This is a genomic window from Lentzea albidocapillata, assembly GCF_000719115.1.
In the GTDB taxonomy this organism is placed as follows: domain Bacteria; phylum Actinomycetota; class Actinomycetes; order Mycobacteriales; family Pseudonocardiaceae; genus Lentzea; species Lentzea albidocapillata.
In genome coordinates this window covers 194,885-221,862 of the sequence record NZ_JOEA01000022.1, presented here as the reverse complement: position 1 = coordinate 221,862, position 26,978 = coordinate 194,885, and the positions used below count along the sequence as shown (strand labels likewise).

At 68.1% G+C, this 26,978-nt stretch carries 27 protein-coding genes and 1 pseudogene; 16 read left to right on the top strand and 12 right to left on the bottom strand.

Going from position 1 to position 26,978, the window contains the following annotated elements; all coding sequences use genetic code 11:
• Window positions 1-21 precede the first annotated feature (21 nt).
• From IG04_RS0133325 to IG04_RS0133310, 4 genes are read right to left on the bottom strand one after another with little or no spacing between them, the layout of a single operon-like run.
• Window positions 22-1,134, bottom strand: a complete 1,113-nt coding sequence (locus IG04_RS0133325; protein ID WP_084402105.1) for an ABC transporter permease — start codon at window positions 1,132-1,134, stop codon at window positions 22-24.
• 29 nt (window positions 1,135-1,163) lie between these two features.
• Window positions 1,164-1,814, bottom strand: coding sequence for an ABC transporter ATP-binding protein (locus IG04_RS0133320; RefSeq protein ID WP_030480723.1), 651 nt, complete (start codon window positions 1,812-1,814; stop codon window positions 1,164-1,166).
• Window positions 1,811-2,851, bottom strand: a complete 1,041-nt coding sequence (locus tag IG04_RS0133315) for a peptidoglycan-binding protein (RefSeq protein ID WP_245816666.1) — start codon at window positions 2,849-2,851, stop codon at window positions 1,811-1,813. Before IG04_RS0133315 ends, IG04_RS0133320 begins: the two co-directional genes overlap by 4 nt.
• An 8-nt stretch (window positions 2,852-2,859) precedes the next feature.
• Window positions 2,860-3,354 carry a hypothetical protein gene (locus tag IG04_RS0133310; protein ID WP_030480721.1) on the bottom strand — a complete coding sequence of 165 codons (495 nt, stop codon included), beginning with the start codon at window positions 3,352-3,354 and terminating at the stop codon, window positions 2,860-2,862.
• 89 nt (window positions 3,355-3,443) lie between these two features.
• Between IG04_RS0133310 and IG04_RS0133305 the strand changes: the two genes are divergently transcribed.
• From IG04_RS0133305 to IG04_RS0133280, 6 genes are all read left to right on the top strand, one after another.
• A complete protein-coding gene (locus IG04_RS0133305; protein ID WP_030480720.1) occupies window positions 3,444-4,103 on the top strand; it encodes a response regulator transcription factor in 660 nt (219 codons plus the stop codon).
• On the top strand, window positions 4,100-5,245 hold the full coding sequence (locus IG04_RS0133300) for a sensor histidine kinase (RefSeq protein WP_030480719.1): 1,146 nt from the start codon (window positions 4,100-4,102) through the stop codon (window positions 5,243-5,245). The genes IG04_RS0133305 and IG04_RS0133300 overlap by 4 nt, the downstream gene beginning before the upstream one ends.
• A 101-nt stretch (window positions 5,246-5,346) precedes the next feature.
• Window positions 5,347-6,279, top strand: coding sequence for a septation protein SepH (sepH, locus tag IG04_RS0133295; RefSeq protein WP_030480718.1), 933 nt, complete (start codon window positions 5,347-5,349; stop codon window positions 6,277-6,279).
• A 16-nt stretch (window positions 6,280-6,295) separates the two neighbouring features.
• Complete coding sequence (locus tag IG04_RS43180; RefSeq protein ID WP_036016432.1) at window positions 6,296-6,661, top strand: hypothetical protein; 366 nt, start codon at window positions 6,296-6,298, stop codon at window positions 6,659-6,661.
• A gap of 41 nt (window positions 6,662-6,702) precedes the next feature.
• Window positions 6,703-7,227: a hypothetical protein gene (locus IG04_RS0133285; RefSeq protein WP_144065648.1), complete on the top strand. Its 525-nt coding sequence runs from the start codon at window positions 6,703-6,705 to the stop codon at window positions 7,225-7,227.
• On the top strand, window positions 7,193-7,612 hold the full coding sequence (locus tag IG04_RS0133280; protein ID WP_030480716.1) for a hypothetical protein: 420 nt from the start codon (window positions 7,193-7,195) through the stop codon (window positions 7,610-7,612). The genes IG04_RS0133285 and IG04_RS0133280 overlap by 35 nt, the downstream gene beginning before the upstream one ends.
• Here IG04_RS0133280 and IG04_RS0133275 read toward each other — a convergent pair.
• Complete coding sequence (locus IG04_RS0133275; protein WP_030480715.1) at window positions 7,602-7,826, bottom strand: hypothetical protein; 225 nt, start codon at window positions 7,824-7,826, stop codon at window positions 7,602-7,604. The genes IG04_RS0133280 and IG04_RS0133275 overlap by 11 nt on opposite strands.
• 198 nt (window positions 7,827-8,024) lie before the next feature.
• Here IG04_RS0133275 and IG04_RS0133270 point away from each other — a divergent pair, with 198 nt between their 5' ends.
• The 3 genes from IG04_RS0133270 (at window position 8,025) to IG04_RS0133260 (ending at window position 12,679) form a co-directional block, all read left to right on the top strand.
• Complete coding sequence (locus IG04_RS0133270) at window positions 8,025-9,722, top strand: ABC transporter ATP-binding protein (RefSeq protein ID WP_245816667.1); 1,698 nt, start codon at window positions 8,025-8,027, stop codon at window positions 9,720-9,722.
• Window positions 9,719-11,560 (top strand): ABC transporter ATP-binding protein, encoded by a 1,842-nt coding sequence (locus IG04_RS0133265; protein WP_030480713.1) that lies wholly within the window; start codon window positions 9,719-9,721, stop codon window positions 11,558-11,560. The genes IG04_RS0133270 and IG04_RS0133265 overlap by 4 nt, the downstream gene beginning before the upstream one ends.
• 525 nt (window positions 11,561-12,085) lie before the next feature.
• Entirely contained in the window at window positions 12,086-12,679 is a 594-nt protein-coding gene (locus tag IG04_RS0133260; protein ID WP_030480712.1) for a DUF2537 domain-containing protein, read from the top strand.
• A 25-nt stretch (window positions 12,680-12,704) separates the two neighbouring features.
• On the opposite strand, the gene IG04_RS0133255 is transcribed toward IG04_RS0133260, so the two are convergent.
• Entirely contained in the window at window positions 12,705-13,496 is a 792-nt protein-coding gene (locus IG04_RS0133255; protein WP_030480711.1) for a TrmH family RNA methyltransferase, read from the bottom strand.
• A gap of 209 nt (window positions 13,497-13,705) precedes the next feature.
• On the opposite strand from IG04_RS0133255, the gene IG04_RS0133250 reads away from it, so the two are divergent.
• Window positions 13,706-15,202, top strand: coding sequence for a glutamate-cysteine ligase family protein (locus tag IG04_RS0133250; RefSeq protein ID WP_030480710.1), 1,497 nt, complete (start codon window positions 13,706-13,708; stop codon window positions 15,200-15,202).
• 100 nt (window positions 15,203-15,302) lie between these two features.
• Here IG04_RS0133250 and IG04_RS0133245 read toward each other — a convergent pair whose 3' ends face one another.
• Together IG04_RS0133245 and IG04_RS0133240 are read right to left on the bottom strand one after the other, a co-directional pair.
• Entirely contained in the window at window positions 15,303-15,713 is a 411-nt protein-coding gene (locus tag IG04_RS0133245) for a hypothetical protein (protein WP_030480709.1), read from the bottom strand.
• On the bottom strand, window positions 15,710-17,362 hold the full coding sequence (locus IG04_RS0133240; protein WP_051771162.1) for an ABC-F family ATP-binding cassette domain-containing protein: 1,653 nt from the start codon (window positions 17,360-17,362) through the stop codon (window positions 15,710-15,712). The genes IG04_RS0133245 and IG04_RS0133240 overlap by 4 nt, the downstream gene beginning before the upstream one ends.
• A gap of 86 nt (window positions 17,363-17,448) precedes the next feature.
• On the opposite strand from IG04_RS0133240, the gene IG04_RS0133235 reads away from it, so the two are divergent.
• Window positions 17,449-18,069, top strand: a complete 621-nt coding sequence (locus IG04_RS0133235) for a superoxide dismutase (RefSeq protein ID WP_030480707.1) — start codon at window positions 17,449-17,451, stop codon at window positions 18,067-18,069.
• A gap of 131 nt (window positions 18,070-18,200) precedes the next feature.
• Here IG04_RS0133235 and IG04_RS0133230 read toward each other — a convergent pair whose 3' ends face one another.
• A complete protein-coding gene (locus tag IG04_RS0133230) occupies window positions 18,201-18,965 on the bottom strand; it encodes an ABC transporter permease (protein ID WP_030480706.1) in 765 nt (254 codons plus the stop codon).
• A gap of 61 nt (window positions 18,966-19,026) precedes the next feature.
• On the opposite strand from IG04_RS0133230, the gene IG04_RS0133225 reads away from it, so the two are divergent.
• Both IG04_RS0133225 and IG04_RS47780 read left to right on the top strand, forming a co-directional pair.
• Window positions 19,027-19,494: a hypothetical protein gene (locus IG04_RS0133225; protein WP_084402085.1), complete on the top strand. Its 468-nt coding sequence runs from the start codon at window positions 19,027-19,029 to the stop codon at window positions 19,492-19,494.
• 145 nt (window positions 19,495-19,639) lie between these two features.
• Window positions 19,640-19,852 carry a hypothetical protein gene (locus IG04_RS47780; protein ID WP_245816668.1) on the top strand — a complete coding sequence of 71 codons (213 nt, stop codon included), beginning with the start codon at window positions 19,640-19,642 and terminating at the stop codon, window positions 19,850-19,852.
• Here IG04_RS47780 and IG04_RS48355 read toward each other — a convergent pair.
• A complete protein-coding gene (locus IG04_RS48355; protein ID WP_030480703.1) occupies window positions 19,849-20,112 on the bottom strand; it encodes a DUF2530 domain-containing protein in 264 nt (87 codons plus the stop codon). The two genes, IG04_RS47780 and IG04_RS48355, sit on opposite strands and share 4 nt — an antisense overlap.
• A 16-nt stretch (window positions 20,113-20,128) precedes the next feature.
• On the opposite strand from IG04_RS48355, the gene IG04_RS0133210 reads away from it, so the two are divergent.
• From IG04_RS0133210 to IG04_RS45750, 3 genes and pseudogenes are all read left to right on the top strand, one after another.
• Window positions 20,129-21,562 carry an NCS2 family permease gene (locus IG04_RS0133210; RefSeq protein WP_030480702.1) on the top strand — a complete coding sequence of 478 codons (1,434 nt, stop codon included), beginning with the start codon at window positions 20,129-20,131 and terminating at the stop codon, window positions 21,560-21,562.
• A 40-nt stretch (window positions 21,563-21,602) separates the two neighbouring features.
• Window positions 21,603-22,028: a MarR family winged helix-turn-helix transcriptional regulator gene (locus IG04_RS0133205; RefSeq protein WP_030480701.1), complete on the top strand. Its 426-nt coding sequence runs from the start codon at window positions 21,603-21,605 to the stop codon at window positions 22,026-22,028.
• A gap of 58 nt (window positions 22,029-22,086) precedes the next feature.
• A pseudogene (locus tag IG04_RS45750) lies at window positions 22,087-23,232 on the top strand (MFS transporter); the annotation flags it as partial.
• A 189-nt stretch (window positions 23,233-23,421) separates the two neighbouring features.
• Here IG04_RS45750 and IG04_RS0133180 read toward each other — a convergent pair.
• The gene (locus IG04_RS0133180) at window positions 23,422-26,196 is read right to left on the bottom strand and encodes a sacsin N-terminal ATP-binding-like domain-containing protein (RefSeq protein WP_030480697.1); all 2,775 of its coding nucleotides are present in this window, start codon (window positions 26,194-26,196) and stop codon (window positions 23,422-23,424) included.
• On the bottom strand, window positions 26,193-26,930 hold the full coding sequence (locus tag IG04_RS0133175) for a DUF3027 domain-containing protein (RefSeq protein WP_245816670.1): 738 nt from the start codon (window positions 26,928-26,930) through the stop codon (window positions 26,193-26,195). The genes IG04_RS0133180 and IG04_RS0133175 overlap by 4 nt, the downstream gene beginning before the upstream one ends.
• Between the last annotated feature and the right edge of the window lie 48 nt (window positions 26,931-26,978).

Genomic DNA, 26,978 nt, shown 5'->3' with positions numbered 1-26,978 from the left:
CTCGGTGCACCCCAGGGCTTTTCAGGCAAGTGCTTCCGTGGGCGACTGACGTGCCGCCCGCACCGCGGGATAGACGCCGGCGATGGCGCCGATGAGGATCGCCGAGCCCACTCCCCCGAGCAGGGCCGGCCACGGCAGTGCCGCGGGCCATTGCTGACTGATCGAATATCCGGCCGTGACCGCGATTCCCACGATCACGCCGACCAGTCCGCCGAGGCCCGACAGCAGCACCGACTCGGTCAGGAACTGCCACCGGATCTGCCGCCGGGTCGCCCCGAGCGCCCGCCGCAGACCGATCTCCCTGCGCCGTTCCAGTACCGAGATCACCATCGTGTTCGCCACGCCGACGCCACCCACCAACAACGCGACTCCACCCAGGCCCAGGAACAGCGCGTTGTAGGAACTCTCGGCCAGCTGCTGCGCTTCCAGCGCATCCGACGGCCGGGAAACCTTGACCTCGTTGGACTTCTGCGGGTTCAGCGTCGGACCGAGCAGGTTGCGGACGTTGTCGACCTGGTCCGGGGACGTGCGCACGTAGACCGTGTTCGCGTTGCCCTCGAACCCGAACGCCTCCTTGGCCGCGTCCCAGCCGATCAGCGCGGACCTGTCGATCTCCGGGGAGAGCGGCAACGGCCCGAGGATGCCGACGACGGTGAACCACTGCCCGTCGATCCACAGCTGCACACCGGGCTTGTCCACGCCCAGACGTGACGCCGCGGTACCCCCGAGCACCACCGACTTCTCGCCCGGCGAGAGCCACCTGCCCTCGCGCACCTCGGCACCCAGCACCTTCAGCAGGTCCTTCTCCGCCGCCTGCACCTGCAGCCCGAGCGTGTCACTCGACGGCACGAGGTCGTTCTTGCGGACGCTCGCGGAGAGCTTGCCGGTGGCACTGGCCGCCGACACCGCGCCGATCCGCTTGGCCATCGGCACCGCGGTCTCGGGCAGCTTCGCGTCCTGGCCGAAGAAGTCCTGGCCGGGCGCGGCGGTCAGGAGGTTGGTGCCCAGCTTGGACATCTTCTCGTTCAACGCGGCGGCGCTGGAGGCCGGGATGCCGACGACCGCGACCACGGCGGCGATGCCGATCGCGATGCCCAGGGCGGACAACACCGCGCGGATCGGGCGGGTCCGCATCCCGAAGAACCCGAGGCGAAGGAGGTCGATCACACGATCACCCCGTCGCGGACCTCGACCTTGCGCGGCGCCCAGGCCGCGATGTCCCGGTCGTGCGTGATCATCACGATCGTCGTGCCATCGGAGTTGAGGCTTTCCAGCAACTCCAGCACGCCCGCACCGTTCTTCGTGTCCAGGTTCCCGGTCGGCTCGTCGGCCAGCAGGATCCCCGGTGTGTTCACCACGGCCCGCGCGATCGCGACCCGCTGACGTTCACCGCCGGACAGCTCGTGCGGCTTGTGCAGCGCGCGGTGGATCAGCCCGACTCTGTCCAAAGCGGACATCGCCATGGACCGTCTCTTCGAACGCGGCACGCCGGCGTAGACGAGCCCCGCGGCCACGTTCTCGATCGCGGACAGTCCGTCGGTGAGGAAGAACTGCTGGAACACGAACCCGATCGTGCGCGCTCGCAGCGCGGACAAAGCGTTGTCGGACAGGGTGGAGATGTCGTTGCCGTCGATCTCCACGGTCCCTGTCGTCGGCTTGTCGAGCGTGCCCATCAGGTGCAGCAGGGTCGACTTCCCCGAGCCGGACGGTCCCACGATCGCGAGCATCTCCCCGCCCCCGACGGTCAGGGAGACGTCGCGCAACGCCTGCACACCACCGGGATACGTCCGGCTCGCGTGGTCGACGGTGATCACTCGGTGGTCACCACCTTCATGCCCTCGCGCAGGCCCTCGCCCTGCACCTCGACCTGGCCCTTGGCGAAGATGCCGACGGTGACCGGGATGGTCTTGCCGTCCTCGCCGACCACGCCGTAGCCGCCCTCGTTCAACGCGAGGAGCGCGCCGATCGGGACCGCGAGCACGTTCTGCTTCTTCGACACCGTGAACAACGTGGTGACGCTGCCGGTCTCGACGCCCTCGGCGGCCTTGGGGTCGTCGACGGAGATCGTGAGGACGAGCTTCGGTTTCTGGCCCTGGTTGGGGTCGCCGGGGTTGCGGGTGACGCCGGTGATGGTGCCGGTGGTGGGCTTGCCGCCGGTGATCGACAGCTCGACCTTCTCGCCCACCTTGGCGAGGCGCTGCTTGGACTGTTCCAACTCGACTGTCACCGCGCGTTCGGTGCCGGTGACCTTCATCAGGTCGCCGCCGGCGGGTGCGCCGAGCTGAGCGGTCAAGGACGCGACGCGGATCGCTCCAGGTTGGACGATCACGTCACCGGAGCCGAGTTTTCCGTTCTGTTCCAGGCCGTTGGCCTTCTGCCACTTCTTCAGCGCGGAGGCCGTGTACGAGGTGAACTTCTCGTCGGGGGCGCCGAAGTCCTTGAACCCCAGAGCGGCGAGGTTCTCCTCCACCACCTTGACGTCGGGTCCGTTCGACATGCCCGCTTCGAGATCGCGGTAGAGGGGCATCGCGCCGTAGAACAGCGGCACCGGTTTGGCGTCCGAGTGGAACACCGGTTTGCCCTGGTCGATGACAGCGCCCTGATTCGGCAGCCCGGTGATGGTGCCACTTTTCCGGCTGGCCAGCGCTCGTTCCGCGCCGAAGCCGAGCTGGCCGGTCACCGACTGCTGGTCCGCGAGGTTCGTCTTCTTGACCGGCGCGGTCTTGGACGGGTCGTTCTGCAACGGTGCGGCGTTGGCCTGGTTGGAGGCGATTCTCGTGAGGACGACGACCCCGCCGGTGCCGAGCACCACGGCGGCGACGAGTGCGGCGACGACGATCTTCCTGTTCACCTGGCGCTTCATCCGATGGGCCTCGTCGCTACCATGCCTTCACCCATGCCGCAGTCCTTCATGTCCTGCTTGACCTTCTCGTCCTCCATGTCCGGCAGCTCGATCGACTCGGTCATGCCGCCGCCCTCGAACTTCGGGTCCGGCCAGTTGTAACCCCTGTCGCGCATGCACTTCGCCTCTTGGCGCGCCTTGTCCTGCTCCTCCGGCGACGGCGGCTTCATCTCGCCGCCGTTGGGCAGATGCTCCTTGCAGGCCTCGTGGGCGGAGTTCATCTTCTCCATGTCGGGAGAGCCGGCTTCGCCGCCGGGCATCGCCTCGATCATCACGCCGCCGTTGTCGTCCTGCTTCGGGTCCGGCATGTCGACGCCGTTGTCCCGCATGCACTGGGCGAACTTGACCATGTCGCCCTTCTCGTTCTTCTGGGCCCCGCCGGGCTGCTCTTTCGACCCGCAGGCGGTCAGCGCCAGGAGCAGGCCCAGCAACACTGCGATGGTGGATTTCATGGGGACAGGTCTACGGAGGGCGGCATTCGGCGGCGTTAAGCGAAAGGTCTTATCCGGCGCTTATGCCCGTTGGGCGGAAGATAGGTGTCATGCGTGTGCTGGTGGTCGAGGACGAACAGCTGCTCGCGGACACGATCGCCGAGGGGTTGCGCAGGTTCTCGATGGCGGTCGACGTCTGCTACGACGGTGAAGCGGCGTTGGAACGGGTGGGGGTGCACGCGTACGACGTCGTGGTGCTCGACCGCGATCTGCCCTTCGTGCACGGTGACGAGGTGTGCAAGGCGGTGCACACAACCGGTGGCGAGGCACGGGTGCTGATGCTGACGGCGGCGGCCGAAGTGGACGATCGGGTGGCCGGGCTCGGGATCGGCGCCGACGACTACCTGACCAAGCCGTTCGCGTTCGCCGAGCTCGTGGCCCGCGTGCAGGCGCTGGGCCGCCGGGCGCGTCCCGCCCTGCCGCCGGTGCTCGAACGGGCGGGGGTGACGCTGGACCTGCCACGGCACCAGGCGATGCGCGAAGGGAAGTTCCTACCGCTCTCGCCGAAGGAGTTCGCCGTGCTGGAGGTGCTGATGCGGGCGGAGGGCAACGTGGTGAGTCCGGAGGAACTGCTGGAGAAGGCCTGGGACGAGCACGCGGACCCGTTCACCAACGCCGTGCGGGTGGCGGTGATGACGTTGCGCCGCAAGCTGGGCGCGCCTCAGGTCATCCAGACCGTGCCCGGCGCCGGCTACCGGTTCGGCTCATGACGCTCCGGACCAGGCTGACGGCCTGGTACGGCGGGGTGTTCCTGATCGCGGGCATCGCGTTGATCGGGCTCAACTACTGGCTGCTCGCGTCGTTCGCGCCGGTGGACGCCGGGATAGCGGTGGCGCGGGGGATTCCGGCCACGCAGCTGGACCCCTACAGCGGCTCCGTGACGCTCGAAGCGGCGCAGTTGCCCGCCGACACCCTGGTAGTCACCGCCGATCAGGTCAAAGTGGACACGATGAACACGGTCCTGTGGCAGTCGATCATCGCGTTGCTGGTGGCCGCGGTGATAGCCGTGTGGCTCGGCTGGGTGGTGGCCGGACGGGTGCTGGCGCCGTTGCACTCGATCACGTCGACCGCGCACCGGCTGGAGGCCGAGCGACTGGACCAGCGCATCGAGCTGGACGGGCCGCCGGACGAGCTCAAGGAGCTCGCGGACACCTTCGACGGCATGCTCGACCGGCTCGCGTCGTCGTTCGACAGCCAGAAGCGCTTCGTCGCGAACGCCTCGCACGAGCTGCGCACGCCGTTGGCCGTGCAGCGGACGTTGATCGAGGTGGCGTTGGCCGCCCCGGACGCGAACGACGACATGCGCCGTCTCGGCACGCACCTGCTCGACACGAACGAACGAAGCGAGAAGCTCATCGACGGGCTGTTGGTGCTCGCTCGCAGTGACCGCGGCCTCGCCACGCGTGAGCTGGTGTGGCTGGACGAGGTGATCGACGACGAAATCGAGTCCTGCGCGGCTCTGGCTTCGGAGAAAAAGGTCACGTTTGCGGTTCGGACGCGCAGGTATCTGGTCGACGGTGATCCGGTCCTACTTGCCCAGCTCGTCGGCAACCTGTTGCGCAACGCCGTGCTCTACAACAAGCCGGGCGGTTCCGTCTCGGTGGAGCTTGATCGGGAACTGGTCGTCGCCAACACCGGTCCCACCGTGCCTGCCCAGGCAGTACCCGGATTGTTCGAGCCGTTCCGCCGGCTCCGGGACCGCACCGGGACCGCCGGATCCGGCCTCGGACTGTCGATCGTGCAGTCCGTGGCGAGGGCGCACCAGGGCGCGGCGAAGGCTCGTCCGAACGGAGGAGGAGGCCTTGTGGTCCAGGTGAACCTTCCGGAAACGGGAGTGCGGCAACCCTCGTGAACTGGCAAGATCACGTATAGATATCGGCGAGTCTCCCACTCAACGGCGGCTCGTTGTCCTAACGTTGTCTGCTGGCGAGGTGCGAATTCAGGGAGGCCACGATGCGAGCGCTGCGAGTCATCGGGCTCGACGAGGACGGCAAGTCCGTCATCCTCGAGGACCCCGAAAACCGCGGCGAGCGCTTCACGCTCCCCGCTGACGAGCGTCTTCGGGCGGCGCTGCGCGGTGATCTGGCTCGCCTCGGCCAGATGCAGATCGAGTCCGGCGAGGCCCAGATGCGGCCCCGGGAGATCCAGGCCCGCATCCGTTCCGGCGAGTCGATCGATCAGGTCGCGGCCGCCTCCGGCATGCCGACGCACCGCATCGAGCGCTTCGCCTACCCCGTTCTGCTGGAGCGTTCGCGCACGGCTGACATGGCCCAGCGCGCGCACCCGGTCCGTGAGGACGGCCCGGACGTGCAGACGCTCGGCGAGGTCGTCGCGCACTCGTTCGGCCTGCGCGGACACGACCTGTCCGACACCAGCTGGGACTCGTGGAAGGGCGACGACGGTCGCTGGATCGTGCAGCTGCACTGGAAGACCGGGCGCTCGGACAACCGCGCGCACTGGGCGTTCCACCCCGGTGCGCAGGGCGGCACGGTCACGGCGCTCGACGACGTCGCCGTCGACCTGATGGACCCGAACCCGAACCGGACGCTGCGCACGGTGCGCCCGGTGACGCAGCTCGCGCGGCAGGCCCTGGAGGCGACTCCGGTCCTCCCGCCGATCCCCGTCGCCGAGGAGCCACTGCCGGTCCCGGCCCAGGCGCCTGCCCCCGTGGCGGCTCCGGTGCCGGCTCCGGCCGTGGCCGAGAAGCCGGTTCAGGAGAAGCTGCCCGAGCCGGAACCCGCTCCTGCCCCGCCGGTGGAGAAGGAGCAGGAGCCCGCCGCGGAGAAGCCGGTCCGCAAGGACGCTCCTCCGAAGCGGGGCAAGAAGAACCACCCCATCGTCCCTTCGTGGGAGGACGTTTTACTGGGCGTGCGGTCGAACCGCTGAGTGAGACGCTCGCGCCATGGGACGTCGTGTCGCGCTGGCTGCCGGAGTGGGTGCACTCCTCGGGCTGGCCTGGTGGGGAATGTTCGAGCTCATCAGCTCGGGCACGGTCTGCACGTTCGAAGAGTGGGGCTGCCTCGGCGCCTTCGTGACCGCTGTGCCGATCTTCGGTGTGGTCGCGATGGTGCTGGGGTGGCTCGCGTTGCGTTCGCTGAGCGTGTCGCGGGCCGGGCTGGTGGCCCTGCCCGCGACCCTCATGGCGGTCGTCGCCATGATCCTGCTGCTCGGTGTCACTTTCCTCGCCTTCGCGGTGTTCGCCGCGCTCTACGCGTTGATCGCCGTGCTCACGGCTCCGCGTGGTGAAGGTGTTGTGGAGGGTTCGTGAAGTTCGGCCTGACGGGCGGCTCGACCAGTAACTCTGGGCGCATGTTGTCGCGCGCTGTCGTCGGGGTTGTCACTGGAGCGGTGGCCGGCTTCGGGTTCCCGTACACCATGACCCTGATGATCCGGTACTGCAACGGTGGGCCGAGCCGCTCCCTGTGCCGTCATGTCCTGCTGCTGATCCCGCTTCAGTTCCTGTTCTGGGTGGCGGTGGCCGGGATGCTCGTCGTGGCCGGGTTCCGGTTCCTGCGGCAGCGACGCGGCCGGTGGGTGGTGGGGGTCGCCCCCGTGCTGTGGGTCGTGCTGGTCCTGGCGACCTTGCACGTGATCCACGAGTACTTCGACCTGTACCAGGCGGAGCGCGCTCCCCTCATCACGACGGTCGTGGTGGTCACGGGGTGCGTCGCCTACGCGGTCGCCGCGTTGTGCGTCGGCCGGTCCCCTGGTTCCGCACGTGCCGGAGGGCGTACCGCGGTCGCAGGAGCAGGCGGGGACGCCTTGGCTTCCGTGGTGACCGCTGGTTACGGTGGACGGTGTGACGGAGCAGAGCACCGCGGGCAAGACGGGTAGGACAGGACGCCGGCTGTTGTTCCGGGTCGTCCTGTCGATGGCCGTCGGGGCCGGGCTGGTGCTCGGGTGGACGTGGGCGTACGAGTCGGGCTTCCTGAAGTCGTGGCTCGACAGCACGTCGATGTCGACGTTCCTGCTGCTCGTGCTGATCGGACTGCCGCTCGCGCTCGTGTCGTCGCTGGTGCTGGCCGGGCCGGTGCTGCGGGTCTTCGGGGTGCGGCCGGTGTGGCCGATCATCCTGCTCGGACCGATCGTGCTGGGCGTCGGGCTCTACTTCAAGGTGCACGAACCGATCCTCGGGTGGTTCACCAACCGGCACCACGCCGAGGCGTTGCTCGCGGCCGTCGCCTACGGGTTGGTCAGCCTGTTCACCTTCAAGAGGTAGCCGGCACCTCGTCGAGCAGGTGCAGGTCCCAGCCCTCTCGTTCGCACCAGTCCTCCGCGTCCTCACGGGAGACGAGCATGGCGTGTCTGGGGCGTGCGCCGGCGAGCCGGTCCCAGCCGTCCGGAGCCAGGACGAAGTTCACTCCGTCGTGTGAGGCGATGAGCCGTCCGTGCGGAAACGCCATCGTCTGCTCGGTTCGCAGAAACCGCGTCATGGTGTTCATCGTGCCCTTGACCTCGACCTAAGTCGAGACAGGAGGCTCCGGTGGGAGAAAAACCGGATGCTGACTGTCGGTCGTACTTCGTACCGTGGGGACGACCTGGAGGGGGCTCACCGCGTGAGCGATCAACGTAACTCGACGATCAGGACCTTGCGAAGGTTGTGGCCGTACGTGCGGCCGCACCGCGCAAGGATGACTGTCGTGCTGTCGGCGACGATGCTCGCGATGCTGTGCGGTCTCGGCATCCCACTGCTGACGCAGCGCATCGTCGACGGTCCGATTCAGAACAAACAGACCGGTCCGCTGCCGTGGCTGATCGCCGGCGTGCTGGTGCTCGGCATCGGCGAGGCAGTGCTGTTCTACATCCGGCGCAAGGTCGTCGCCCGGCCGGCGGCCGAGGTCGAGGCGCGCATGCGGTTCGACCTGTACCAGCACCTGCAGCGGCTGCCGGTGTCGTTCCACGACCGGTGGCAGTCCGGTCAGTTGCTGTCGCGTGCCACGAACGACCTCACGACCGTGCGTCGGTTCGTGGCGTTCGCGATCGTCTTCCTGATCGTGAACAGCGTGATCGTGGTGATCGGGCTGGGCGTCATCGCGTCGCTCTCGCCGTGGCTGCTGATCGTGTCGCTGTGCGGCGCGCTGCCGTTGATCGTCATCTCGTACTTCTTCGAGGCGAAGTTCAAGGTCGTGGCGCGCAGGGCCCAGGACCAGTCCGGCGACCTGACCACGACGGTCGAGGAGTCGGTGCTCGGCATCCGGGTGCTCAAGGCGTTCGGGCGCGGGCCGGAGCTGTCGAAGCGGTTCCTGGCGCAGGCCCGTGACCTGCGGACGACCGAGCTGAACAAGATCTCGATCCTGGCCGCGCTGTGGTCGGTGCTGATCGTGCTGCCGGAGCTGTCGATCGCGGGCATGCTCGCCGTCGGCGCGGTCGGCATCGTGCAGGGCTGGCTGACGGTCGGCGCGCTGGTCGCGGCGGTCGCCGTGAGCGCGTACCTGCGCTGGCCGGTCGACTCCATCGGCTGGTTGCTGGCGGAGACGAACCAGACCGCCTCGGCGCTGGAACGGTACTGGGAGGTCATCGACTCCCCCGTCGCGATCACCGGCCCCGCCTCGCCCGCGCCGCTGCCCACGCCACTGCGCGGGCACGTTCGTTTCGAGGGCGTGCGGTTCGCGTTCGAGGACGGCCGCGAGGTGCTGTCCGGCGTCGACCTCGACCTGCGTCCCGGTGAGACGGTGGCACTGGTCGGTGCGACGGGATCGGGCAAGACGACGCTGACCGCGCTGGTGCCGCGGCTCGCGGACGTGACCGGCGGCCGGATCACCATCGACGGCACCGACGTGCGGGACCTCTCGCTGGAGGACCTGCGGACCGTCGTGGGCACGGCGTTCGAGGAACCGGTGCTGTTCTCCGCGTCGGTGACCGAGAACGTCGGCCTGGGGCTGCCGGACGTCACCGAGGCCCAGGTGCGCGAGGCGTTGCGGGTCGCCAAGGCGGAGGAGTTCGTGGAGGACCTGCCGTGGGGTCTCGCGACCCGGATCGGCGAGCAGGGCCTGTCGCTGTCCGGTGGTCAGCGGCAGCGGCTGGCGCTGGCCCGCGCGGTCGTCGGCAAGCCGGCGGTGCTGGTGCTGGACGACCCGCTGTCCGCGTTGGACGTCCACACCGAGGCCGAGGTGGAGGGCGCGCTGCGGCGCGTGCTGAGCGAGACGACGGCGCTGGTCGTGGCACACCGGTCGTCGACCGTGCAGCTGGCCGACCGCGTGGCGTTGCTGGTCGACGGCAAGATCGAGGCGATCGGCTCGCACCGGGAGTTGTTGGACACCAACGAGGAGTACCGGCGTCTTCTGTCCAGTATGGACGATGACCTGGTCGAAGAGGAGGTGGCGTCGTGAGTGAAGTTGTCGCACCTGTTGCGGCTGAAGAAGAGTGGCGCGGCGTCGCCGCCGAGGAGATAGAGGAGATCTCCTACTCGACGGGTCTGCGCCTGCAGGCCCGCTCGCGCAGGCTGCTGGGCTCGTTGCTGCGCCCGCACGTCGCCCGCACGTCGCTGGCGATCGCCGCGGTGGTCAGCGGCAACGTGGCGGCGCTCGCGGGCCCGCTGCTGATCGCCGCCGCGATCGACCGGGGCATCCCCGCGGCGGTGGGCGGCGATCCGGCGATCCTGATCTGGTGCGTGGTGGGCTACGGGGTCTGCGCGCTGCTGATGACGTTCCTGCGCTGGGCGTTCCTGCGGATCTCCGGCCGGGTCGGCCAGGACCTGCTGCTGGACCTGCGCGGCCGGATCTTCCGGCACTCGCAGGGCCTGTCGGTCGGCTTCCACGAGTCGTACACGTCCGGCAAGGTCATCTCCCGGCTGACCAGCGACGTCGACGCGTTGCAGGACCTGCTGGAAGAGGGCCTGGACAGCCTGTTCAACGCCGCGCTGTCGGTGGTCGGCATCGCGGTGATCCTGATCTGGCTCGACGCCCCGCTGGCGTCGGTCGTGATCGCGGGCTTCGTGCCGCTGTACTTCCTGTGGCGCTGGTTCCGCCGCCGTTCGATGGAGGCGTACCGGGGCACGCGCGGCGCGATCGCCAAGATCATCGTGCAGTTCGTGGAGTCCATGAACGGCATCCGCGCGGTGCAGGCGTTCCGGCGCCAGCCCCGCAACGAGCAGATCATGTCGGGCTTCAACGGCCAGTTCCGCGACGCGAACACCGACGCCCTGGGCGTCATGGCCACGTTCGTCGCCACGATTCGCGTCATCGGCAACGTGTCACTGGCCGTCGTCCTGGCCTGGGGCGCCTACCGGGTGGCGGGCGGCGCCATCGAACTGGGCGTGCTCGCGGCGTTCATGCTGTACCTGCGCCGCTTCTACGACCCGTTCGACGAACTGGCGATGTTCGCGAACTCCTACTCCTCCGCCACCGCCGCCCTGGAGAAGATCTCGGGCGTCCTGGAGGAACAGCCGTCCGTACCGGAACCGTCGTCGCCGGTGGCCATGCCGCACGCCAGAAGCGCCGTCCGGTTCGCCGACGTGGAGTTCCAGTACCCCGGCACGTCCCGGCAGGTGCTGCCCCGCTTCACGCTGGACGTGCCGGCGGGCCAGACCGTGGCACTGGTGGGCGCAACAGGCGCCGGCAAGACCACGGTGGCAAAGCTCGTCGCCCGCTTCTACGACCCGTCAGCGGGTTCCGTGCAACTAGACGGCACGGACCTGCGCTCGGTGACGGACACAGACCTGCGCAGGGCCGTCGTGATGGTGACGCAGGAGAACTTCCTGTTCTCCGGCTCGGTGGCGGACAACATCGCCCTGGGCCGCCCGTCTGCGTCGCGGGCAGAGATCGAGGCCGCAGCAGCCGAGGTGGGCGCGCACGAGTTCATCGCCGCCCTCCCGAACGGCTACGACACGGACGTCCGCAAACGAGGCGGCCGCCTGTCCGCAGGACAGCGCCAGATGGTCGCCTTCGCCCGCGCGTTCCTCGCAGACCCGGCAGTACTGGTCCTGGATGAGGCAACATCATCCTTGGACGTACCCACCGAACGCGCCGTACAGGCAGCCCTGGAAACAGTGCTCGCCGACCGAACCGCGTTCATCATCGCCCACCGCCTGTCAACGGTCCTGATCGCAGACCGCGTCCTGGTCCTGGATGGTGGCATTGTGGTGGAAGACGGCTCCCCCGAGGAGCTGATCGGTGAGCGGGGCAGGTTCGCCGCCCTGCACACGGCCTGGCGCGACTCGCTCGCATAGGCCTGAAGGTCGCGTTCGCGCCAATGGGGATCTGGCGCGAACGCGACCTCACGACTCCCCGCATGGCACGGCAGTAGCCACACGGCCAGGCCACCGCACGACCAAGACATGGCAAACCACCCTCCCCAGCCACCGGAACGGCGTAGCAAGGCGTCCCTCCGCACGAATCGGGCGACGGCGGAGCCGAGCCAAGCCCGGCCTTTTCCGGCCGTCAAGCATCCCGCCAGAGGCTCAAGGTCAAGCCCCAATCGCTATCGACGCGCAGCGGCGATGACCGGCACCGGCCCGGTCCTGCCCGCCCGGCCACCCACGCAAGGTGACCTGAGCGCATTGGTGACCACCCCTCTGGAACGCGACACGCCCACGCAAACCGACCCGCACAGCCCCAACCCACCCGCCCACGCAAGGCGACCGCCCGCACGGCAGACCGCCACCCCGACCCCAACACCCCCAAACCCCTCATCCGTTCTCCCCACCCTCCCCGTCCGATAGGTTCTGCCCGAAAGCCAGACCAAGGAGGGCTCTGTGGAGTTGCGAGTCCGGGACGGCCGTGCCGTGCTCGCCGGAGAAGACGATTCCGGTGAGCGCGAGGTCGACCCGCACAGCCTGCCCCTCGGTGCCGATCTCGCCGAGGCACTGCACGAGTGGGCCAAGGTCGCCGACGCGGTGGTGCGCACCGAGACGCCGTCCGACGGCGTGGCCGGCGCGCTGATCTCACGCAGGGGCAAGCAGCTCGCGGGCAGGATCGCCGCGGTCATGAACTCCCCCGTCAGCTACACCGACCCGGTCAGCGGCGACCTGCTCACCGTCGACGCACCCGAGGCGCCGGTCGAGGCCGCAGTCACCACAGAGGCCGAGCCGGAGCCGACGCCGTGGGGCACCGGGCTCACGGTCAGCGTCATCACGGCCGCGATCGTCACGGTGACCGTCGTGTCGTTGTCGCTGGGCCTGGGTGAGACGAGCCGGTGGCTCGCCCTGGTCGCGAACGTGCTGGTTGTCGGCGGTCTGGCGCCGAGTGTCTGGCTGGGGCGCAGCGTGCCGGTGTGGCGCTGGGTCGCGTACGGCGTCGTGACCGGGGTGCTCGTCGCCTGGCTGGCCCTGATCCTGACGTTGCTCTAAAGCCTGAAAAAAGGCTCGAAAGGCTCTAAAGCAACGCATGGAACGCCACCGCGCCCGCTGTGGCCACGTTCAGCGAGTCCACGCCCGACGACATCGGGATGCGCACGGCCAGGTCGGCGGCGTCGATGGCCTCGTCGGTGAGTCCCGGCCCCTCCGAGCCGAGCAGGACCGCCACGCGACGGCCGCGCAAACCCGCGTCTGCAAGATGCAGGGCGGTGGGACGAGGCGTCAGCGCGGCAACTGTATAACCCTTTTGCCGCAACAGGTTCAGCGCCGTGGGCCACTGATCCGTGGTAGCGAACGGCACGCGCAGCACGTGCCCCATCGAGACCCGCACGCTGCGGCGGTACAGCGGATCGCTGCAGCCCGGGCCCAGAAGGACGCCGTCGACGCCCAGCGCGGCGGCGTTGCGGAAGATCGATCCGAGGTTCTCGTGGTCGCCCACGCCTTCGAGCACGGCGAGGCGCTGGGCACCCGTGACGAGCTCGTCGAACGACACCGCCGGAGCGCGATCGGCCGCCGCGAGTACACCCCGGTTCAAGTGGAAACCAACGACCGACGCCATAACCTCTGCTGACGTCACGTAGGCGGGAACGTCCAGGTCAGAAAGGTCCAGAGCCTCGATCCTGCGCCGCACCCCGAGCAGCCCGCGCACCGGGTACGGCGATGCCAGCAGACGTTCCACCACGACGACACCTTCGGCGATGACGAGACCCCGTCCTCCTGGCCGGTCGGGCCTGCGATCGGCCGTCGACAGGTCGCGGAAGTCGTCCAGCCGGGCATCAGCCGGGTCGTAGATCTCGAACACGTCAGCCACGCCGGAAGTTTCGCATCCGGCCCGGTGTGGAACAGGCGAGGTAGGCCGGAGGGCGGAACCGCACACGCCCGACCAGCGGATGATCGCTGGTTGTTACCTCCACGTGACAGAGAGCACCGATTTGGGCGATGTAAAGGGGGATTCCGCTGTGACACTTTTGGCGTTCCGCCTGGCCCGCGCCCACCGGCGCCGAGCGAAGGGGTAGCGGCATGGGAAGTGAAGTGTCCAGCCGCACTTTCACCAGAGACGACCGCCAGCGTTATCGGGAGAAGATGCAGCGGAGTCTCGACGCACTGGCCACGATGCTGGCCGAAGACACGTTCTCCTTTCCCCGTCGCCAGATGGGGCTCGAGATCGAGCTGAACCTCGTCGACGACGCGATGCGGCCGGCGATGGCGAACTCGGAGGTCCTCGAGAAGATCGACGATCCCTCCTACACCCTGGAGCTGGGACAGCAGAACCTGGAGATCAACGTCCCCCCGCGAGAGCTCGCCGGGGGTGAGATGCTCGGCCTGGAGGAGGAACTGCGGCAGTCGCTCGACAGCGCGGACTCCAAGGCCAACGACGCGGGCGCCAACCTCGCCATGATCGGCCTGCTGCCCACGTTGCGGGAGCGGCACTTCGACCGCAAGTGGCTCTCCGAGGCACCGCGGTACGCGCTGCTCAACGACACCATCTTCAAGGCCCGCGGCGAGGAGATGGTGCTGCACATGGAGGGCCCGGCGATGCCGGGCAAAGGGCCGGAGAAGCTGCTCACCTACGCGGACTCGATCCTGCCGGAGGCCGCGTGCACCTCGGTGCAGCTGCATCTGCAGGTCGAGCCGACGCACTTCGCCGCGCACTGGAACGCCGCGCAGTGCCTGGCCGGGGTCCAGGTCGCCATCGCCGCGAACTCGGCCTTCCTGCTGGGCAAGGCGCTCTGGCACGAGACCCGGATCCCGTTGTTCCAGCAGGCCACCGACACCCGTCCGGACGAGCTGAAGAACCAGGGCGTCCGTCCGCGCGTGTGGTTCGGTGAACGGTGGATCACGTCGATCTTCGACCTGTTCGAGGAGAACGTGCGCTACTTCCCCAGCCTGCTGCCCGAAACCGACGACGAGGACCCGTTGGAGGTCCTGGAAGCCGGTGGCGCGCCTCGTCTTTCCGAGCTGCGCCTGCACAACGGCACGATCTGGCGCTGGAACCGGCCGGTCTACGACGTGGTCGACGGCGTGCCGCACCTGCGCGTCGAGAACCGGGTCCTGCCCGCCGGCCCCACGGTGCTCGACACGATGGCCAACGCCGCCTTCTTCTACGGTGCCCAGCGCGCGCTCACCTCGCAGGAGCGTCCACTGTGGACGCAGATGTCGTTCCAGGCGGCCGAGGAGAACCTCTACACCGGCGCCAGGCACGGCATGCATGCTCAGCTGTACTGGCCGGGCATCGGCTGGATCCCGCCGGACGAGCTCGTGTTGCGGCGGCTCCTGCCGATGGCGCACGAGGGCCTGCGCGACTGCGGCGTCTCCGACGACGCCCGCGAACGCTACCTCGGTGTGATCGAGCAGCGCTGCCTGGCGCGGCGCACGGGATCGTCCTGGCAGCGGGAAACCGTTGCGCTGCTGGAAGAACGCGGCATGTCGAGAGACGCGGCGCTCTCCGGGATGCTCAAGCGGTACATGGAGCTGATGCACGCGGGCGAGCCCGTGCACACGTGGCACGTCGGCTAGGCCCCACCTGAGCAACTGCTGGAACTCGTTGGATAGGCCGGTCCCCGCGACCGGCCTACCCTCCGCGACAAACCCCAGAGCGTGATCTCCGGGGAACAACCTAACGGCGGCGACCTGCCTTCAACGGCGCGACGTCCGCACCGTCATGGGAAGTCCGGCACTCGTCCGGCGTCACGGCCTCGACCGCCAGCGTCAGCTCGCCCTTCACTCCGGTGTAGATCGACTCACCGCGCGACGCCAGCGAGGCGTGCACGCGGTTCGAGTCGGTGAAGTCGCGTTCGTCCTTCACTCGTTTCTTTCCGGTCTCCTCGGGCCTCGTCGCGCTGCGGAGGTTGACCTCCAGCCACGCGGCGACCTCGGCCGGCGACGTCAGCACTTCCTCTGGGGTGCGTTCCAGCCGAACCTGCCGAGGAGAGGCGTGATCGAGTGACGTGTGCTCCACATAGGCGTGCCAGTGGGTGTTGCGCATCGACCAGGTCTGTTCGACCGGCCAGTCCTCCTCGGTGGTCATGACTCATATCTTCCACCCTTCACACGAGGAAACGTGAGAAGGTCGCACACGTTGATCTCGTGATCCACCCGCACGGTCGATGCGAGCCGCCGATCGTGCGTGACCAGCAGCAACGTTCCCTCGTAGCTTTCGAGCGCCTGTTCCAGCTGTTCGATGGCCGGCAGGTCGAGGTGGTTCGTAGGTTCGTCCAGGACCAAACAGGTCGTGCCACTGGCTTGCAACAAGGCCAAGCCCGCGCGGGTGCGTTCCCCCGGTGAGAGCTCCCGCGCCGGCCGCAGCACGGCGTCGGCGCCGAGCCGGAACTTCGCGAGCAGCGTGCGCACCTCGACGTCCGGCAGCCCGGTCGCGTCCGCCACGATCCGCAACGCGCTCTCGTCGCTCGCGAACTCGGCCCGCAGCTGGTCGACCTCGCCGACGACGACACCGGGACCTGTCGAGCGATCTCCGCGCGTGAGCGGAATGCGGCCGAGCAACGCGCCGAGCAACGTCGACTTGCCGGAGCCGTTAGGCCCGATGATCCGCCACCGCTCGCCCGCGCCGATCGTGAGGTCGATCGGGCCGAGCGTCACGTCGCCGCGGCTGACCACGGCCTGGCGCAGGGTGAACGCGACCGAACTGCCACGCCCGGCCGACGGGAGGGTGAGCCGGAGCTGCCACGCCTCGCGCGGTTCCTCGACCTCCTCCATCCTCGCGAGCTGACGGTCCACAACGGACGCTTTGGCGGTCAGGCCCTCCGCGCCGCGTTTGTGGGCGGCCCTGACGTTGCGGTCCGGTTCGTCGTTCTGCGTCCTGGCGCTCGTCGCCCGGCGCACGCCCTTGCGTGACCACTCCCGGACCTGCCGGCTGCGCTGCGTCAGCGAGTCGCGCTTGGACTCGTACGCCTCGTACTCCTCGTGCGCGCGGCGTTCCGCGTTCGCCTTCTCCTCGACGTAGGCCTCCCAGCCGCCACCGAACATGGTGATCTTGTGCGAGAACTCGTCCAGTTCGGCGATCGCGGTCGTGGTGCGCGCGAGGAACTCCCGGTCGTGGCTCACCAGCACGATCGCGCCCTGGTACGCGCTGACGTGGGACTCCAGCAGGTCGAGCCCGGCGGCGTCGAGGTCGTTCGTCGGCTCGTCGAGCAGCAGCACGTCGGCGCGCGTGAGGAGGACCGCCGCGAGCCTGAGGCGCGCCTGCTGGCCACCGGACAGCTCGTCCGGCTCCCGGCCGTCGAGCAGGTCGGCCCGCAGCCCGAGGCGTTCGCAGACGACGTCAGCGCGTTCGTCGAAGTCACCGGCACCGATGGCGGTCCAGTGGTCGAACGCGTCGGAGTAACGCTCAGCGCCGCCGTCCGCGAGTGCTTCGGCCTCCCGTTGCAGCCACTGCTCGGCCTGCGCGACGCCGGTGCGGCGGGCGAGGTGGTCGCGCAGCGACTCTCCAGCTACGTGGAGGGTCTCCTGCGTCAGGTGCGCGACGGTTCCGGTGCTGGAGACAGATCCGGATTCCGGCATCAGCTCACCGGCGAGCAGGCGAAGCAACGTGGACTTGCCGACGCCGTTGGGCGCGATCAGGCCGACGCGGTCACCAGGCGAAACATCGAAATCAACCTCCGAGATCACGGTCCTCGGACCGAACGACAGCGAAATATTCCTGGCTGTCAGCACGGACACGCTTACGACGGTACGGCCATCGGCAACTGGTTAACTGGCTCTTGTTGCTAGTAAGTTGCAAGTACCAAGAGATTGCAGGAGATGTCATGGGCCAGTACGTGCTGCCGGATCTCGACTACGACTACGGCGACCTCGAGCCGGCGATCATCGGTGAGATCAACGAGCTGCACCACGGCAAGCACCACGCCGCCTACGTCAAGGGCGCGAACGACACGCTGGAGCAGATCGAGGAAGCCCGCGACAAGGACTCCTTCGGCTCGATCGTCGGCCTCGAGACCACGCTGGCGTTCCACCTGGCGGGCCACGCGCTGCACCAGGTGTGGTGGAAGAACCTCTCGCCCAACGGCGGCGACAAGCCGGTCGGCGAGCTCGCGGCCGCGATCGACGAGCACTTCGGCTCGTTCGACAAGTTCCGCGGCCAGCTCAACGCCGCCGCGTCCTCGATCCAGGGCTCCGGCTGGGGCATCCTCGCGTGGGAGCCGATCGGCCAGAAGCTGGTCACGCTGCAGCTCAAGGACCACCACTCGAACCTGTCGATCGCGACGACGCCGCTGCTCGCGTTCGACATCTGGGAGCACGCGTACTACCTGCAGTACCGCAACCTGAAGGCCGACTACATCTCGGCGCTGTGGAACGTCGTCAACTGGGACGACGTCAACGCCCGCTTCGAGGCGGCGCGTGCGGGCCAGAACGGCCTGCAGCTCTGACTCGTTGAAGCTTCGGCAGTGGATGCTCCGACAAGCTCCTGCTGCTGAATACGACGAGGCCCCCCTCTGCCCAGAGGGGGGCCTCGTCCGTTCCCGAACTGACTGCCGCTCCCACCACGAAGCGACGAGACTTAGGTTAGCCTAACTTCGCCACCTTGGGAAGTCCTCCTGATCAGACCCCTCGCGACCAGTTCGACCACGGTCGCCACGGCGGCGGCCTCGACGGCCAGCAGGGCCAGGAGCACCACGATCTGCAGGGCACCGGCCTGCCAGACGGGCGCACCACCGAGCAGCATTCCGACAAATGCACCCGGAAGGGTGACAAGCCCGACCGTCCTGGTCTGGTCGAGGGCCGGGATCAACGCCTCCGCGGCCGGTTGCCGGACAATCAGGCCGACCGCGGCGCGTTCACCGAAGCCCAGAGCGCGAGCCGCCTCGTACTCGCCGTGGCGGTCCCTGAACGTGTCGAGGGCTCTCCGTGCCGACAGCGTGGTAGCGGTCATCGCGCCGCCGATCAGGATGCCACCCACCGGGATCAGAGCGATGCCCTTGACCGGGAGCAGGCCGATGCCGAGCAGCAGGCCGAGCGCGGGAACGGTGCCCACCAGGATCGCGAGCGCCACCCAGACGCCCTTGTGCCCGGTCTCCGTACGACGGGCAGAGGTCGCGGTGGCCACGGCGGCCATGACGACGAGGAACGCCCACGTGAGCCCGAGATGGGTCAGGACGAACGCGATCACGACCGACACTGCCGCGAGCTGGAGCACCGCGCGTGCTGCGGCCTTGAGGAACGGCGTCGGCCTGGCGAGGCCGGTGAACCGCGCGATGGCACCGGCGGCTGCGGTGAAGACGACGCAGACGATCAGCAGCCGGACCCAGTCGGTAGCGATGACCATGATCGCAATCACACCTGATCGTGCAGTTGCGCTCAATTCTGAATAAGTTCAGAATTAGTGCATGGGCATAGTCAACGAGGTGCAGTGGAGCGAGCTGGCGCGCGACCCCAAGAGCGTCGCCGCCATCGCTGATCAACACGAAGTACGCGTCAAGCGGCGCGACGGAGCCGACCTGCTGCTGGTGCGGGCCGACCATCACGGTTACCGGCACAGCGGAGCGGTCACCGCGGCCCGTGCGATGCGTTCGCTGGTCCGGCACGCCGGTCCCGATGTTGTAGCTGACGCGCTGCTGGACGAGTTTCCGTGGGTCGCGGTCCTGCCGAAGTCTGACCGCGCGGAGTTCGTCCAGGAGTTCGTCCAGGCAGTCCTGGCGTCCGCCGAGCTCGGCCAGTGGTCCCTGCTCGCGCAGACCGTCCATGAGTGGGCGAACACCGCGATCGTGCACGCGGACCCGGAGCTCGCGCGTGCGCTCAAGGGGCCGAGCACCGTCACTGACGGCCGAATCGTTCCCAACCCCATGGATGTGTGAACACTTGCCAGCGAAACGTGGCGATCGTGCCGCTCCGCCCCGACGTCCTGGCGGCTACGTGGTTCGGTTCCTCAACACCGAAGCAGCCAAAGGCTGGGAAGAACTCTGTCGGTCCGCCGCATCGAACACGTGGGAAGCCTGGGTCGTGCTGACTGAACGCCCTGCTTCCTCGGAGAACATCGACCGCCAGCACAGGCTCAAAGGCGAGTACGCGCACCACACCATCGACGGCGCCACATTCGCACAGTGGCAGTACGAGGTGACTTCCGGTGGTCGAATCTGGTACTGCGCGGACTCGGATGAGATGACCGTGTGGATCATCCGAGCCGGCACCGGCCACCCGAAACTGACGGACTAGGCGTCGTCCAGGCCCTGCTGGGCCCCGCGTGACCCTCGCCTCGCGGCCCGGCGTTGCCAGTAGAACACTCCGTACCCGATGATCCCGAGCGAGCCTCCGGACAGGGTCGTCCAGATCAGGGTGCTGTTCGAACGATCGACGAGCAGGACCACGAAAAACCCGAGGAACCACAGGGCGGTACCACCCAGCACGACAGGCACGGGATCTGCCAGCCTGTGCGGCAACGAAGGCGGGTGTGGGGCGGAGTCGCGTTCGGACACATCGTAAGGAGAGCAGATGCTGGACGGGTTCTTCAAGATTTCCGAGCGCGGGTCGACCGTGGCGCGCGAGGTGCGCGGCGGTGTCGTGACCTTCTTCACGATGGCGTACATCGTCGTGCTGAACCCGCTGATCATCGGCAGCTTCGCCCCGACCGGTCCCGGAGCTCACCCCGACGTGCTCGGCAACATCCTTCCCGTCGGCCAGGTGGCGGCGGTGACGGCACTGGTCGCCGGCGTGATGACCATCCTCTTCGGACTGATCGCCAACTACCCGTTCGCGCTGGCCACGGGCCTGGGCATCAACTCGTTCGTCGCCGTCTCCGTCGCCGCGAAGGTCACCTGGCCCGAGGCGATGGGCCTGATTCTCGTCAACGGCCTCGTCGTCCTCCTGCTGGTCCTCACGGGTGTGCGGACCGCGGTGTTCAACGCCGTGCCGAACGAGCTCAAAGCCGCGATCGCGGTCGGCATCGGCCTGTTCATCACCTTCATCGGCCTGGTCGACGCCGGCTTCGTCCGCCGGCTCCCGGACGCCGCCGGCACCACGGTGCCGGTCGGCCTGGGCATCAACGGGTCGATTGCGAGCTGGCCGACCCTCGTCTTCGTCGTGGGCCTCGTGCTCACGGGTGTGCTGTTCGCGCGCAGGATCAAGGGCGCGATCCTCATCGGCATCGTCGCGACGGCCGTCTTCGCGATCGTCCTCGAGGCCATCGTCAAGGCTGGCCCGTCCGCCGGCGTCAACGCCAAGGGCTGGAACCTCGGCTACCCCGCCCTGCCCGACCAGGTCTTCGGCGTTCCGGACCTCAGCCTGCTCGGCGAAGTGTCGTTCGGCGCCTGGACCAGGCTCCCGGCACTGGCCGCCGCGCTGATCGTCTTCACTCTCGTGCTCACCGACTTCTTCGACACCGTCGGCACGATGACCGGCCTGGGCAAGGAAGGCGGCCTGATCGACAAGGACGGCCAGCTGCCCAACGTCAGCAAGGCCCTGTTCGTCGACGGCCTCGGCGCCGTCGCCGGCGGTGCCGCGTCCAGCTCGTCGAACACCGTCTACATCGAGTCGGCGTCCGGCATCGCGGAGGGCGCCAGGACGGGCCTCGCGAACATCGTGACCGGCGTCCTGTTCCTCCTGGCGATGTTCTTCACGCCGCTCTACGAGGTCGTGCCGATCGAGGCGGCCGCCCCCGCGCTGGTGATCGTCGGCGCGCTGATGATGATGCAGGTCCGCGAGATCGACTTCAGCGACTTCACCATCGCCCTCCCCGCCTTCCTCACGATCGTCGTCATGCCGTTCACCTACTCGATCGCGAACGGCATCGGCGCAGGCTTCGTCAGCTACGTGCTGCTCAAGGCCATGACGGGCAAGTCGCGCGGAATCCACCCGCTGATGTGGATCGTGGCGGCCGCTTTTGTCGTCTACTTCTCACTGGGACCGATCCAGGGCCTGCTGAGCTGACCTTTCGGCAGGAAACTATTTCGTGAGGTATGCTAACTACGTGGCGATCGATCAGCACGGACTGGCGAGCAGGCTCCGGCTTGCCGTCGTTCGCCTCAACCGCCGCCTGCGGGCACAGCGCACCAACTCGTCGGTGTCGCTCACCCAGGTGTCCGCGCTCTCCACACTGCACAAGTGCGGACCGCTGACCCCAGGCGAACTGGCAGCCAAAGAAGGCGTGCAGCCGCCGTCGATGACGCGCGTGATCGCCGCCCTGGAGGAGTTCGGCTTCGCAACCAGAAGCCCGCACCCCACCGACGGCCGTCAAGCCATCGTCGAGCTCACGGGCGAAGGCTTGTCGTACCTGGAAGACGAGATCACGGCCCGCGAAGCGTGGCTGGACAAGAGGCTGGCCGAGCTGGACCCCGAGGAACGGGAACTGCTCACACGGGCCGCCGAAATCATCGACAGGATGGCGGGCCGGTAAGAACGTGTCGGGTTACGCGGGTGGTGGAGCAGACAGTTCGCCACCTCGTCGTACCGGAATGTTCGGATCGTTAGGCATATACAACTATCGCCTATACGCCTCGGGCCAGATCATCTCGCTGGTCGGCGTGTGGATGCAGCGAGTGGCCCAGGACTGGCTGGTCCTGGAACTGTCCAACGGCTCCCCCATGGCCCTCGGCATCGCCGCCTCGCTCCAGTTCCTCCCGGTCCTGCTGCTCTCCATGTGGGGCGGCGTCCTGGCCGACCGCATGGACAAGCGCAAACTCCTGCTCTGGCTCGAATCCGCGCTGGGCATCTGCGCCCTGGCCCTGGGCATCCTCGACGTGACCGGAGTAGTAGAACTCTGGCACGTCTACCTCCTCTGCCTGCTACTAGGCGCCTTCTCGGCAGTAGAAACCCCAGTACGCCAATCGTTCGTAGTAGAGATGGTCGGCCGCGACCAACTGACCAACGCCGTCGCGATCAACTCGATGATGTTCAACCTGGCCCGCATCATCGGCCCGGCCATCGCAGGCCTGGCGATCGTGGCGATAGGCACCGGCTGGGTCTTCCTGGCGAACGCCATCAGCTTCGTAGGCGTAGTAGGCGGCATCTGGCTGATGCGAACAACGCAACTACTGCGCTCCGACCCCCTCCCCCGCGAAAAGGGCCAACTCCTCTCAGGCCTCCGCTATGTGAGGAGCCGCCCAGACCTCATGACGGTCATGCTCCTGGTGTTCTTCATCGCCACCTTCGGCATGAACTTCTACATGACGCTGGCGATCATGGCCCGCAACGTCTTCGGCGGCGACGCAGACGCCTACGGTCTCCTCTCCACCCTCATAGCCGTAGGCACCCTCGCAGGCGCAACCCTGGCAGCCAAACGAAAAACCCCGAAGATGACCGTGTTCATCGGCTCCGGCGTCATCTTCGGCATCCTGGAAATCATCTCGGGCATGATGCCGACAATGCTCCTGACGGGCCTAATGATGATCCCGGTAGGCGTAGCGATGATGACCTTCAACACGACAGCGAACGCCACCATCCAACTAGCAGTAGAACCAGAGATGCGCGGCCGCGTGATGGGTATCTACATGCTGGTCTTCCTGGGCGGCAACCCAGTGGGTGGCCCACTGATGGGCTGGCTGGGCGAGATCAACGGCAGAGCCCCGATCATCATCGGCGGCGCCGTCTCAACCCTGGTGACGATCACCGCGTGGATCATCCTCGTAAAACGAGGGGACATCGGAAAACCACGCCTGAGAAGGCGGCAACACCCATCTACCTACGCACGGCGTGGACCCCCTGATCAGATTGCCGGGGGTCTGGGGGCAGCGCCCCCAGGGGAAGCACGCAAGGCGACCAGGCCGCCCGCAAAGCGACCACCCACCCACTCAGCCAAGCAAAGTGGCAGCGCTCGGATCAGTGATCAGCGCAACGAAAGTATGCCGATCCCCCCACCGCCCAGAAACCCAAGCCAAAGCCCGCCCAAACCCCTCAGGCGAGTCAGCAGCATGGGGAACCCCCTCCACCATCCACCACTCAACCCGAGCCCCATCAACCAAAAGCTCGTCATGCACAACAACCACACCATCAGGCAACGCGACCTCAAGCAACTCACAGGCCATCCGAACAGCCCCGAGGTCCCGCCACTGAACAACCTCACCGACATGATCCGGCAACCCGGAGAACTCCTCGGAAGCCAGCGCCAGATCCAAAAGATCAGCAAGCTCCTCAGACCCGTCAGCAAGCAACACCCGTGAAGCCGGAACAACCCCCAGCAACCAAGGATGATCCAGCACAACAACATCGTCAGCAGCAACTACGGCCCCGGACAACACCCGAACCCGCTCAGGCGGCGAGAACTCCCCCTCAGGCAGCCCCGCATAAGCCCGCAACACCACAGCGTCGGCGACCACCCGATCGGCATCCCCAAGCCGCTCCAACACAAACTCGGCATCATCGTCGTCGAGAATCTCCAACGAAGACCGAACCCCAGCCGCCCGCAGCACATGCTCAGGCAGCCCAAAGTCCGGCGCAACGTCGAACAACCCGTCCAACAACGACGCATCAGGCAGCCGGTAAGAGCGAGGCGCGACTCCACCCAGCGACGCGTAGCGAGCGATCCACCAGCCCGTGTACCCGTCAGGCTCGGTCACCGCACGCCAAGTCACCGGATCAGCAGCCAGCAACCGCAACGCCGCAGGCCAGTCGACAACAAGATCCAGATCCCGGACGCCCACCACCCGGCGGGGCTCATCGGCCACGGACGACCACCACGCCGGCTCATCGGCGAGGTCGTGATCCGGCCCGGATGGCTCGTCATCGACCACCAACGAGAACCCGTCGACAACCCCGGTCGCAACCAGCGCGGCACGCGGGTACGTCTCAACGATCTCCTTGGACAGCAACGGGAACGCGTCGGCCTCGACCACGCCGACCAAGGCGGAGTCGGGCATCAGCAACTCGTCCGCCCGATGCCACTCGCCGTCAGAATCCGGCAGCGCGAGCGCGCCCAGCCAGGGCTCCTCACCGGCCCGCACCCCGGCGAGATCCACCAGCCGCAGCACGGTCTCGACCAGGTCGAGACCGTCAAGACCGGCCTCGGCGTCCTCCAACGACCGAGCCACGTTCTCGCGCAACGACGGATCAGCCAGCAGTTCGGCAGCGCCGGCCTCGACCGCACCCAGCCGCACCAGCAACGGATGCACGGCATCCGGGTGCACAACCCGCAAGCCGGGCAACGGCTCATCGGCGATCAGGGTCGTGCGCGGCCCGGTCACAACACGGCCATCGGCCAGCGGCACCGGCAGAGCCGCCAGAGCCTCACGAACGTCCGGATCCACCTCGGCCAGCGGCGAGAACGCCGCGTACACGTCACGCCACCAGCCGGGATCACCGGAGACACCCGCCAGAGCCGCGACGACCTCGGAGGTGGTCACCCGCGGAACTTCCAGCGCTGCCAGGGCGGCCGCGTGCACCGGAGCAGACAACTCGGCGTCCAGCAGCCCAGGCAGAGCGTCCTCGACCAGGTCGACGAGATCCTCGGAACCGACGTCCAGAACGCGAGCGCGCGAAGGTTCGATCCACTCGCCGGAAGCCAGCGGCAGCCAGGCGGAAGCACGCAACGAGCGCAGCACGCCGGCCCGCAGCCGAGCGTCCACTTCGGACAGCGGAAAGCCCGGCAGCGGCACGAGCGTGGTCCGCTCGATGGCGGGCACGCGCGCAACGAGAGCCGGGTAGGCGGCAGCGGCGGCGTCCAGCACCGACCACGCGGCCGGGCCGGGCAGGATCCGGCGGCGCGAAGGCTCGACCGGCAGAGTCGCGATCAACCGAGCAGGCAACGACAACCGCTCGTCCGTCGGGGTCGGTGCGTGCAGCACGTCCTCGCCCAAAGCGGCATCCAGCGGGTACGCCCAGGACACAGTCCACTGAGGACGGTGCTCGACACCTTGGACCAGCTCGGAAGGCAGCTCACCGACGGTCCGCTCGACCAGCCAGCGCGCCGGGCCGACGGTGACGACGCCGTCGTCGTCGACAGAGCGTTCCCACGACTGGGTGCCGATCTCGACCCGCCGCAACCCCGGCAGGGCCAGCAGCAGGTCCGGGACCTCGGCAGCCAGGTCGTCCAGCGACAGGTCGACCTTCAACGGCAGCCGGACCTCGGTCGTGAACCCGTCCGGCACGTCCTCGACGACCGGCCAGACCAGGCGCAGCACCGGCACGTCGCCGCCGCGTTCGGACGCCAGGTCCGGGACCTCGGCCTGAGTCCTGGCCAAAGAGAACTCGACGCCACCGGAAACAGACACCACGCGCGGCGCGTCCGACACGGCCAGCACGGCCGCGAAGCCGACACCGAACTGCCCGACTCCGGACTCCTTCGACGACGCCCGCAGAGAAGCCAGAGCGGCGACACCGGCGGCAGTCAGCGGAGCACCGGTGTTGGCGGCACGCAGCTCACCGTCGACGAGAGTGATCCGCAACACACCCGGCGCCGAACCGGCCGCGTCGGCCGCGTTCTGGGCCAGTTCGACGAGCAGCCGGTCCCGGTAGCCACCCAGGCGGAGGTCCTCTTCGGCGTTCGCGTCTTCGCGGAAACGGGTGGGCGAACCGCGCCATGCGGCGAGGACCGAGGTGCGCAGGGCCTCGGTGCCGAACGGGTCGGTCACTCCGAAACGTCCAGAACGTCCAGCTGCGCGTCGTCGTAGACGAGGTCGGCCACGGGCACCATCGGGCTGATGTCGACCTCGACCTGGGAGTGCGCGCCGCAGCCGTACTCGACGTGCACGACGTGGCCGTCCGCGGGCGCGATCTCGTTCGCGCAGACGCCGAACGCCGCGCCGAACGCTCCGGCCACGCGGGTGTAGAAACCGCAGGTGCCGCAGTGTGCGGGGGCGCTGCGGGCCATGTCGGATCGGGGGCCGAAGTCCGAGGTCGCCCAGCGGTCGGCAGCCTCCAGGCGGCCCTCGCGGGACAGGACGCGGGTGCGGCCGAGGCCGATCTCCAGCGCCACCTCCTCGATCGCGGGGTCGTCGGAGTGCACGTAGGCCTCGATCAGGCGCGGGTCGTTCTCCCGGGGCGGCATGAGGTCGCCGACGCCCAGGTCACCGGCACGGACGCGTTCGTTCCACGGCACCCACTCAGGGGCGACCAGGGCGTCCTGGCCCGGCAGCAGCACGACCTCGCTGACCGAGACCGGGGAACCCTCGCCGGCGTAGGCGACGGTCACCGCCCAGCTCCAGCCGCGGTAGCCGGCGTGCTCGGCTTCGAAGAGGTGCGTGACGGAGTACTCGTCCTCTCCGTGCACCCCGACATGAGCGCCGACGCTCTCCACACCCGCCTCTTCTTCTGCGGCGGCGCGGGCGAGATCAACGGCGTCGAGGAGCATCTCAGTCGCGGTCACATCATGAATTGTGCCGCAGGACTTCGCCGGGACGAAAACTCGTGCCAC

Coding starts and splice junctions, on each gene's coding strand:
- IG04_RS0133325 (WP_084402105.1), bottom strand. CDS start 1,134: ATGCGGACCCGCCCGATCCGCGCGGTGTTGTCCGCCCTGGGCATCGCG.
- IG04_RS0133310 (WP_030480721.1), bottom strand. CDS start 3,354: ATGAAATCCACCATCGCAGTGTTGCTGGGCCTGCTCCTGGCGCTGACC.
- IG04_RS0133305 (WP_030480720.1), top strand. CDS start 3,444: ATGCGTGTGCTGGTGGTCGAGGACGAACAGCTGCTCGCGGACACGATC.
- IG04_RS0133300 (WP_030480719.1), top strand. CDS start 4,100: ATGACGCTCCGGACCAGGCTGACGGCCTGGTACGGCGGGGTGTTCCTG.
- sepH (WP_030480718.1), top strand. CDS start 5,347: ATGCGAGCGCTGCGAGTCATCGGGCTCGACGAGGACGGCAAGTCCGTC.
- IG04_RS43180 (WP_036016432.1), top strand. CDS start 6,296: ATGGGACGTCGTGTCGCGCTGGCTGCCGGAGTGGGTGCACTCCTCGGG.
- IG04_RS0133285 (WP_144065648.1), top strand. CDS start 6,703: ATGTTGTCGCGCGCTGTCGTCGGGGTTGTCACTGGAGCGGTGGCCGGC.
- IG04_RS0133275 (WP_030480715.1), bottom strand. CDS start 7,826: ATGACGCGGTTTCTGCGAACCGAGCAGACGATGGCGTTTCCGCACGGA.
- IG04_RS0133270 (WP_245816667.1), top strand. CDS start 8,025: ATGACTGTCGTGCTGTCGGCGACGATGCTCGCGATGCTGTGCGGTCTC.
- IG04_RS0133250 (WP_030480710.1), top strand. CDS start 13,706: ATGGGAAGTGAAGTGTCCAGCCGCACTTTCACCAGAGACGACCGCCAG.
- IG04_RS0133245 (WP_030480709.1), bottom strand. CDS start 15,713: ATGACCACCGAGGAGGACTGGCCGGTCGAACAGACCTGGTCGATGCGC.
- IG04_RS0133235 (WP_030480707.1), top strand. CDS start 17,449: ATGGGCCAGTACGTGCTGCCGGATCTCGACTACGACTACGGCGACCTC.
- IG04_RS0133230 (WP_030480706.1), bottom strand. CDS start 18,965: ATGGTCATCGCTACCGACTGGGTCCGGCTGCTGATCGTCTGCGTCGTC.
- IG04_RS0133225 (WP_084402085.1), top strand. CDS start 19,027: ATGGGCATAGTCAACGAGGTGCAGTGGAGCGAGCTGGCGCGCGACCCC.
- IG04_RS0133210 (WP_030480702.1), top strand. CDS start 20,129: ATGCTGGACGGGTTCTTCAAGATTTCCGAGCGCGGGTCGACCGTGGCG.